Source organism: Brenneria tiliae, from assembly GCF_023347575.1.
GTDB lineage: Bacteria > Pseudomonadota > Gammaproteobacteria > Enterobacterales > Enterobacteriaceae > Brenneria > Brenneria corticis.
This window is the reverse complement of record NZ_JAKPCB010000102.1, coordinates 451056-460212: the sequence shown is the minus strand read 5'-3', so window position 1 is coordinate 460212 and position 9157 is coordinate 451056. Positions and strand designations below refer to the sequence as shown.

The following is a 9157-nucleotide window of genomic DNA, read 5'->3' as shown; positions in this document are numbered from 1 at the left end:
CAGTGACCGTTACCGATACGGTGGATACTGTCAACGTGACGATCGATAGCAACGGCGACGTCACCGAAGCACAGGATGCAGTCTTTACCATCAAGGTTGACCGGGTACTGGCCGACGATCTGGTGGTTACCCTAAGCAATGGCGAGCAGGTGACTATCCGTGCCGGCGAGCAGAGTACGGCCTATAGCGTGCCGGCGCAGGGCGACGATGTGTACGTCGATGCGGGCAGTGTCACTGTGGGTCTCGACAAGGCGGAAGTGGTCGGCAAAACCTTTGAAGATTTACAACTGGGTACCCCGGCTACGGTACAGATCAGTGATACCACCGATGTTACCACGTTAACGCTGGGCGATGTGACTGTGGCGGAAGGCAGCGACAGCGCTACCGTCAGCGCCACGCTGAGTAACCCTACCGATCGCGACTTTACCGTGACGTTAAGCAACGGGGCCACCATCACCTTTGCGGCCGGAGCGACAACCGGTACCTCGAGCGCGTTTGCGGTGCAGGACGATGATGTCTATCGTGACGGCGAAAGCTACCCCCTAAGTGTGACCGACGCCGGTGAGCATAACTTCGAGCAACTGACCAGCAATGAAGCCACCGTTACGATCACCGATACGGTGGACACCGTCAACGTCACCATCGAGTCCAACGGCGACGTCACCGAAGCACAGGATGCAGTCTTTACCATCAAGGTTGACCGGGTACTGGCCGACGATCTGGTGGTCACCCTAAGCAATGGCGAGCAGGTCACCATCTTGGCCGGCGAGCAGAGTGCGGCTTATAGCGTGCCGGCGCAGGGCGATGATGTATACGTCGATGCGGGCAGTGTCACCGTAGGTATCGACAAGGCGGAAGTGGCCGGCAAAACCTTTGAAGATTTACACTTGGGTGCCCCGGCTACGGTGCAGATCAGTGATACCACCGATGTCACCACGCTGACGCTGGGCGATATCACGGTGGCGGAAGGTAGTGACGCGGCTACCGTTAGCGCCACCCTAAGTAATCCCACCGATCGTGCCTTTACCGTGACGTTAAGCAATGGCGCGACCATTACCTTTGCAGCCGGGTCAACAACCGGTACCTCAAGCGCTTTTGCAGTACAGAGCGACGATGTTTATCAGGACGGTGAAAGTTACACCCTAAGTGTAACGGATGCGGGTGAGCATAACTTCGAGCAACTGACCAGTAATGAAGCCACGGTGACCGTCATCGATACAGTCGACACTGTAAATGTCACGATCGATAGCAACGGCGACGTGACCGAAGCACAGGACGCAGTGTTTACCATCAAGGTTGACCGAGTACTGGCCGACGATCTGGTGGTCACCTTGAGCAACGGTGAGCAGGTTACTATCCAGGCCGGTGAGCAGAGTGTGGCTTATAGCGTGCCGGCGCAGGGCGACGATGTGTACGCCGATGCGGGTAGCGTAACGCTGGGTCTTACCGATGCCAGCGTAGCCGGTAAAACCTTTGAAGATTTACAACTGGGTAGCGATGCGACGGTAAATATTACCGATACCGTAGATACCACCACATTGACGCTGGGTGATGTGACCGTGGCGGAAGGTAGCGATAGTGCTACCGTTAGCGCCACGCTGAGTAATCCTACCGACCGCGACTTTACCGTGACGTTAAGCAATGGCGCGACCATTACCTTTGCAGCCGGGTCAACAACCGGTACCTCAAGCGCTTTTGCAGTGCAGAGCGACGATGTCTATCAAGACGGCGAAAGCTACACCCTGAGCGTGACGGATGCCGGTGAGCATAACTTTGAACAACTGGATACCAGCGATACCGCGACAGTGACGGTGACCGACACGGTAGATACCACCACGCTAACGCTGGGTGATATCACGGTAGCGGAAGGGAGCGATAGCGCCACCGTTAGCGCCACGCTAAGTAACCCGACCGATCGTGCCTTTACCGTGACGCTAAGCAATGGCGCCACCATTACCTTTGCGGCCGGGGAAACGACGGGTACCTCAAGCGCTTTTGCGGTACAGAGCGACGATGTTTACCAGGATGGTGAAAGTTACACCCTAAGCGTAACCGATGCGGGCGAGCATAACTTTGAGCAACTGGATACCAGCGATACCGCGACAGTGACGGTGACCGACACGGTAGATACCACCACGCTAACGCTGGGTGATATTACGGTAGCGGAAGGCAGCGACAGTGCCACCGTTAGCGCCACACTGAGTAATCCCACCGATCGCGACTTTACGGTGACGTTGAGCAATGGTGCCACCATTACCTTTGCAGCCGGAGCGACGATGGGCACTTCGAGCGCCTTTGCAGTACAAAACGACGATGTTTATCAAGACGGCGAAAGCTACACGCTAAGCGTAACCGACGCGGGCGAGCATAACTTTGAGCAATTGGATACCAGCGATACAGCGACAGTGACCGTTACCGATACGGTGGATACGGTCAACGTGACGATCGATAGCAACGGCGACGTCACCGAAGCACAGAATGCAGTCTTTACCATCAAGGTTGACCGGGTACTGGCCGACGATCTGGTGGTCACCCTGAGCAATGGCGACAGGGTCACCATCCTGGCCGGCGAGCAGAGCGCAGCCTACACCGTGCCGGCGCAGGGCGATGATGTGTACGTCGATGCGGGCAGCGTCACCGTGGGCCTCGACAAGGCGGAAGTGGCCGGCAAGGTCTTTGAAGATCTGCAGTTGGGCGGCGATGCGACGGTAAACGTCACCGATACCATCGACACCGTCAACGTGACGATCGCTGGCAACGGCGATATGACCGAAGCGCAGGAGGCGGTATTTACCGTCAAGGTGGATCGGGTGCTGGCCGACGATCTGCTGGTCACCCTTAGCAATGGCGACACGGTGACCATCCGGGCCGGCGAGCAGAGTGCGGCCTATACCGTGCTGGCGCAGAGCGCCGATGCGGGCAGCGTTACGCTGGGCCTCGTTGATGCCGGCGTGACGGGCAAAACCTTTGAAGATCTGCGGCTGGGCGCGCCGGCTACGGTCGCGGATACTACGCCGCCGGTTGCTAACGATAGTTCCGTGACCGGTTCGGAAGATACGCCGCTGCATATTGGCTGGAGCGACCTTGGGGCCTCCGCCGACACCGCCAGTATCGTTATATCTGCTCTGCCGCCCGCCAGCGAGGGAACCCTGTACTTTAACGATGGCGGTAGCTGGAAAGCGGTGAGCGTCGGGCAGGTGTTTACGGCGGAAAATAGCGATTTGAGATTTGAAGCGGCGGCTAATGCCGCCGGCGCTCCTTACAGCGGATTTGCGTATCAGCCGATCGATAGCGCCGGCAACGTTGGCGATAGCGCGTCGTTAAATATCAATATCACGCCGGTGGCGGATGCGCCGGATGTCAGCCTGACCATCGCCAGTGGTGAAACTACGTTTATACCGGGGACGATCAAGGTCAACGGCGGCAGCGAAAACGGCGGATTCGATGTTCAGGACGGCAAGATCGTCGCTATCGGCGATGGCGTGCGCGTCTGGCTGACGCAGGGGGATCCGGTTCCCGAGGTGGTTGGTAACGGCGTCATTGCCTATTACAATCAGGGGAATATCAACGGCAGCGGTAGCTACTCAGATGTCTATGTGGTGCATGACGGTTCCGGCTATATCCAGGACGGCACCAAGCGCGGCCTGAATCAGGTCAGCGGCAACGGCGCTTCGGAAGCCAGCGGCACGTCGCCGGACTATATCTTCCTTCAGGACGGCGATACGTCCAAATACAGCGTCAGCAACTCGACCAACAACAATGCCGCCAGCAATGTGAATACGTTCGACGGGGTGAACGTTTACGGCAACGGGCAGCTAATCAGCAGCGGCAACCAGTTGGAAGGCGTGATCTACGGCGATGGCTCCAGCTATGTGGCGGATAACGACGGCACCACCACGGTCGAAGTGATCCCGGCGCAAAGCGGCTATCAAGCGCATTCCATCACAGTCTCCGCCGCGTTGACGGATACCGACGGCAGCGAAACGCTGTCCGGCATTACCCTGTCCGGTCTGCCGTCCGGCACGCAAATCCTTTCCGGCGATACGGTGCTTTATACCGTGGGCGACGAGGGAACCTATCTGATCCCCAATACCGGCAACGCGCAGTCGTTCACCGCAGATATCAGCATTCGCGTGCCGGTGTCGGCAGGCAAGTTCGATGTTATTGCCGAAGCGACATCGACCGAGTCGCTGAATCATGACTCGGCGGTGGGTTACTCATCGGAAGAGGTCGAGCAGTATGGGGTGATCGTCGGTTCTACCGGTGATGATGATATTAGCGGGACGCTTAGCAATGATATCGTCGTTTCCGACGTCGCAGGTCTGCAGGTGGTGGACGGCGAGAACTATAACATCGCCTTTATCGTCGATTCGTCCGGCAGTATGACTGACGCGGATATGGCCAATGCGCGGGCGCAGTTGACGAAAGTGTTTAATAGTCTGATCGAGAGCGCGGGCGGCGACAATGCGGGAACGGTGAATGTGTTCCTGGCGGACTTCGACAGCCAGGTGCAGCAGACGGTGTCCGTCAATCTGGCGGACAGCGATGCGCTGTCGAAATTGACCGCCACGCTTGACAGCATGAGGGCCGGCGGCGGCACCAACTATGAGGATGTATTTAAAGCGACGGCCAACTGGTTCCTAAGCGATCAGGTAACCGGCAATGCCGGCAATAATCTGACCTATTTTATTACCGACGGCCAGCCGACGTATTATCAAGGCAATGAGATTACCAACCCGGCCATCGCCACCGACCGGTGGGGAAATACGCTGCGGCTGGACGATATTCTGGATGTGGATAATTATCAGGCGGGCGATGTGGTTACCGTGAATATCGGCGGCTTTGAGCGTACGCTGATTGATGCTGCTGGCAACGTCTATCAATATTCTCAGAATCGATGGGGATGGTCGGATAAGGTTATCGGGCAACTGCGCGCGCAGGGCGACGGTACCTTTGAAGCCTCCTACCGCGCGGGATGGGGGAATGGAACCAGCCCCGCCACCTGGACAAACTCCATCAACACGTTCGCCATCCTTGGCGCGCTGTCCGTCGTTGAGGCGATTGGTCTGGGTAAGAGCCTGAGCGCCGCCGACCTCCAGCATTTCGACAGCGACGGCCAGGTGCAGTCCGATATCGATCCTTCCGCTCTCGGTGAGGCGATACTGGGGAGCAATACCCAGTTGCCGGCGGGGGATGATACGGTTTCCGGCGGGATCGGGCACGACATTATATTCGGCGACGTGGTCAAGTTTAATCATATTGAAAGCAACGGATATAACGCCTTACAGCAGTATATCGCCGACAAAACGACGGACGGCGATACGTCCTCGGTAACCGCCAAGTCGATGCACGATTATATCGTCGCCCACAGCGATGAATTCAACCTGTCATCAACAGGTGACGGCAACGATATTCTGAACGGTGGAGCAGGCGACGACATTCTGTATGGTCAGGGCGGCGATGATACGCTGATCGGCGGCGCGGGCAATGATATCCTGTATGGCGGCGACGGCAACGACACTCTGCTCGGCGGGACCGGCGACGATATTCTGATCGGCGGCGCGGGCGATGACGTGTTGACCGGCGGTGCCGGGGCTGACATCTTTAAGTGGCAGGCCGGGGATGTCGGCCATGACGTTATCAAAGACTTCAATATCGGCGAAGGCGACAGGATCGACTTAAGCGATCTGGTCGGCGAGCTGGAAGAAGGAACCGATATCAGCAACTATATCCGCATTACGGAAAGCAATGGCTCGCCGACGATTGAAGTCAGCACGGAAGGCAATTTCACGGGCGACAGCGGAGGCACGGTGGCGGTATCCATTACGCTTGATCACTATAGCGGTGCGTTGCCGTCTCTGGAAAGTTTAGTCAGCAAGCCGGAACAATCCCAGGGCTGACGGGGCATTGCGTAGAGTGGAACCTCAGGCGATGGGGTTCCTTTCTTTATCAAGAACGCTTAACAAGGTCTCTGAGTATGTTTTATATCCAGCGTAATGGTAACGGTCACCTGATCAGGATTGAGAAGCGTCCTTTTCCTGAAATGAATGGTGAACTGGCTGAGGACTCAACGGAGGCGTTGGCGTGGTACGAAAGTCATCAAACGGCGCTGGACGGTTTGCAACAGCTGCGCCAGAGCGACCTGGAAATGGTGCGGGTACTTGAAGATTTGATTCAGGTACTCATTAATAAAGGGGTGATCAGTATTACTGATTTTCCGCCGGCGGCGCAGTTAAAGCTGATTGGTCGGGCACAGGCGCGTGAAGCGTTGAACGGCGGATTGAACAAGCTGATCGGCGATGATGAAGACGGTATGTTCTGATTATCGCAATGGTAGATATGAAAAACGGCCCGCTGGGGCCGTTTTCATTTGGCCGTCTGACCGTCACTTCGCGGCCGGCGCCGGTTCTCCCAGTAAACGTCCCATCGCCCCTTGCAGCCCCATTTCCTGGAGCACGGCCAATTCGCCGGCTGTTTCCACGCGTTCGGCGATAAGCGGCAACGCTATGCTATTGGTGGCGCGATACATTGCTTCAATAAACATTTTTTTATCTTCTTCACGATCGATATCGCGGATATAGCTGCCGTCTATTTTCAGGTAAGCCAGACCCCATTGCGATAAATTGCCGATCATATTAAAGCGGCCGCCGAAGTGCTGAAGCCCCAGCGCGCAGCCATATTCGTTCAGCAGCTTGATTAACGCATCGAACTGCGTGGAATCCGGCAGCTGATTCTCATCTAATTCCAGAATCAGACGTCCGGCCAGATGAGGCTGCTGTTTCAACGGCGCCAGTAATCGAGCCATTAAAGACAGGTCGAGGACGGTGTTGCAGGAGAGGCTTAACGCCAGCGTTCCCTCATGCCGGCGCAGATAATCCAATACCAGTTTCAGCATCGCCTGATCCAGCCGGGTATTCCAGCCAAAACGCTGTACCCACGGCAGAAAGCGGCCCGCGGCAATACTGTTTCCCTGTTCATCCTCAATTCTCGCCAGCACCTTATGATGCAGCACCTTATCCGGATTGAGACACTCCACCACCGGTTGCAGGAAAAGCTGTAGCCGTTCCTGTTCCAGTATCGGATCGAGGCGGTTAAACCACATATGCCGGTCGGTTTCCACCTGTTCCGAGGGTTGCGGTTTATCAACGGTGGTTGTATCGGCGTGGCTTTCGGCGCTGGTCAGCGCCTGGTCGCCGTGGATCAGCAGCGATTGCGCGCTATCTCCGGGGCGGAACGGCACCATGCAAAATCTGGCCACCGGGGAGACGTCGGTTTCACCGGTCAAATACAGGCTTTCAATGTTGCGCGTCAGTTCGCCTATCAGGGCGAAGGCTTCCTTATCCACCAGTCCGGGGCAGAGCAGGGCGAATTCGCCGCCGCGGATACGGGCGGACAGGCTTTCCGTGGTGACGTACTGCTTTTGGGTGGTGCGGATGATCTGTCCGATGGAGGCCAGCAGCGTATCGGTGCGATGTCCTCCCAGCCGCTGGTTCATGCCCGATAGATCCTGAATGCGGATCATAATCAGGAAGCCCGGCGACGTCTCGTCATCGGCAAGTTTGTCCTGAAATTGAATATCGAAAGCGCGGCGGTTGGCCAGACCGGTCTGCGGGTCCTGATAGGCATCCTGACGCAGGCGCTCGCTGCGTTCGGCTTCTTCCTCAAATAGCGTTTTCAGCTTGCTGACCATCAGATTCATCGCCTGCGCCACGCGGCGGAACTCGGGCGTGCTGGGCAGATCGGGCTGGCTGAGAAACTCGCGGCGGGTAATGGCCAGCGACTGCTGGACCATATAGTCCAGCGGGCGCAGCTGGCGGCGCAGCAGTATCGCCCCGAGCAACACCCCGAGCGTACCGCAGCTGAGCAGCCAGATAAGCGTGGCCAAACTGCTTTTCCATAACCGCGTGACGGCGAACATCGGGTGGCTGACCACTTCCACCTTGGCCGCCTGTTCCCAGCCGCGCATGACTATCGCTTCGCCCGCGCCGGGTTGCAGATTAACCAGCCGCACAAACCAGGCCGGGACGTCGGGCACTTCCGGGGACGCCGTGCGCTCCAGGGTAATGTTATCCGTTTTTAAATCGCGAACGCGGATGCTGGAAAAGTAGCCGCTGTCAAAGATGGAGCTGACCATCAGCTCCACCATCGCCGGATCGTCAATATTCGGCGTCAGGGACAACCCCAGCGCGGTTGCCGCATCCTGCGCGTGGGAACGCAGCTGGTTATTGGAATGCTCGCGGGAGTTTTCCAGGCTGACGAAAAAACTCCCGCTGAAAATAATCAGCACGAACAGGCAGATGGCTATCAGTAATTGTTTGTATAGAGACATAGCCTCATCCTACTCCTCAATTGAAAATCCTTCGGCGCGCATTTTGGTTAATAACGCCTGCCAGCGCGAAAGCCGTTTACTGTCGCCGACGCGCTTGTTGCCGCTGGCGCCCGGTAACCATAATCCCTCTCCATTAAAGGAGTAAACCGGCAGTAAGTCGGTGCGCTGGGTCGCAGGTTGAATTTTGCCCGTCAGGTTATCCAGCACCAGTGGGATCGCGGTCGGCGTCGGATAATAGGTAAGCACCATATGGGCCTGATTAAGACGCAACGCTTTTACGTAAGTGATACGCAGTTTTTCACTCGCTACGCCTAACTGGCGCAGGGTGAAGTATTTGGCGATCGCGTAGTCTTCGCAATCCGCCGCGCCTTTGCGCAGCGCTTCTATGGGGCTGGCCCAGTAGTCTTCCTGATTCCAGATGACCCTATCATCGCGAAACAGCAAGCGGTCATTAAAAAAACGGTTCACGGCTGTCAGCTGTTGTTGTTCCCCCGCATTGCGTTGGGCGGTCAGCAATGCCTGCCATTCGTTAATTCTTCGTCTGGCTTCCGGCGCGGCGGGGCCGTAAAGCTGCTCCGTGCGCTGGGTAATCAGGGGGAAGTCCCAGTCCGCGCGCAGAAAGCCCGCCAGCAGTAACAGCAGACAGCAGAAGAGAAAAAGCTTGTAACAGGATGCCTTAGGCAAGAGGTATTGCACCGATGTTCTCTGTGTGCCCAACGGGCAGTCTCAACCGCGCGCAGACGAATAAATCAGGTTATAGATATAGTTGCAGAATATCTTACTTTTATAGCGGCAAAAAGTGATTACTATGGCAGCAGGATAACGCGG

General features: G+C 56.8%; 4 protein-coding genes. 2 read left to right on the top strand and 2 right to left on the bottom strand.

Going from position 1 to position 9157, the window contains the following annotated elements; translation table 11 throughout:
* Window positions 1-35 precede the first annotated feature (35 nt).
* Window positions 36-5900 (top strand): immunoglobulin-like domain-containing protein, encoded by a 5865-nt coding sequence (locus tag MFP24_RS24115; RefSeq protein WP_249246722.1) that lies wholly within the window; start codon window positions 36-38, stop codon window positions 5898-5900.
* A 77-nt stretch (window positions 5901-5977) separates the two neighbouring features.
* A complete protein-coding gene (locus MFP24_RS20770; RefSeq protein ID WP_249232164.1) occupies window positions 5978-6322 on the top strand; it encodes a tryptophan synthase subunit beta in 345 nt (114 codons plus the stop codon).
* A 63-nt stretch (window positions 6323-6385) separates the two neighbouring features.
* Here MFP24_RS20770 and lapD read toward each other — a convergent pair whose 3' ends face one another.
* Window positions 6386-8329: a cyclic di-GMP receptor LapD gene (lapD, locus tag MFP24_RS20765; protein ID WP_249232163.1), complete on the bottom strand. Its 1944-nt coding sequence runs from the start codon at window positions 8327-8329 to the stop codon at window positions 6386-6388.
* A gap of 9 nt (window positions 8330-8338) precedes the next feature.
* The gene (gene lapG / locus MFP24_RS20760) at window positions 8339-9025 is read right to left on the bottom strand and encodes a cysteine protease LapG (RefSeq protein ID WP_249232162.1); all 687 of its coding nucleotides are present in this window, start codon (window positions 9023-9025) and stop codon (window positions 8339-8341) included.
* Window positions 9026-9157: the final 132 nt, after the last annotated feature.

Coding starts and splice junctions, on each gene's coding strand:
- lapD (WP_249232163.1), bottom strand. CDS start 8,329: ATGTCTCTATACAAACAATTACTGATAGCCATCTGCCTGTTCGTGCTG.
- MFP24_RS20770 (WP_249232164.1), top strand. CDS start 5,978: ATGTTTTATATCCAGCGTAATGGTAACGGTCACCTGATCAGGATTGAG.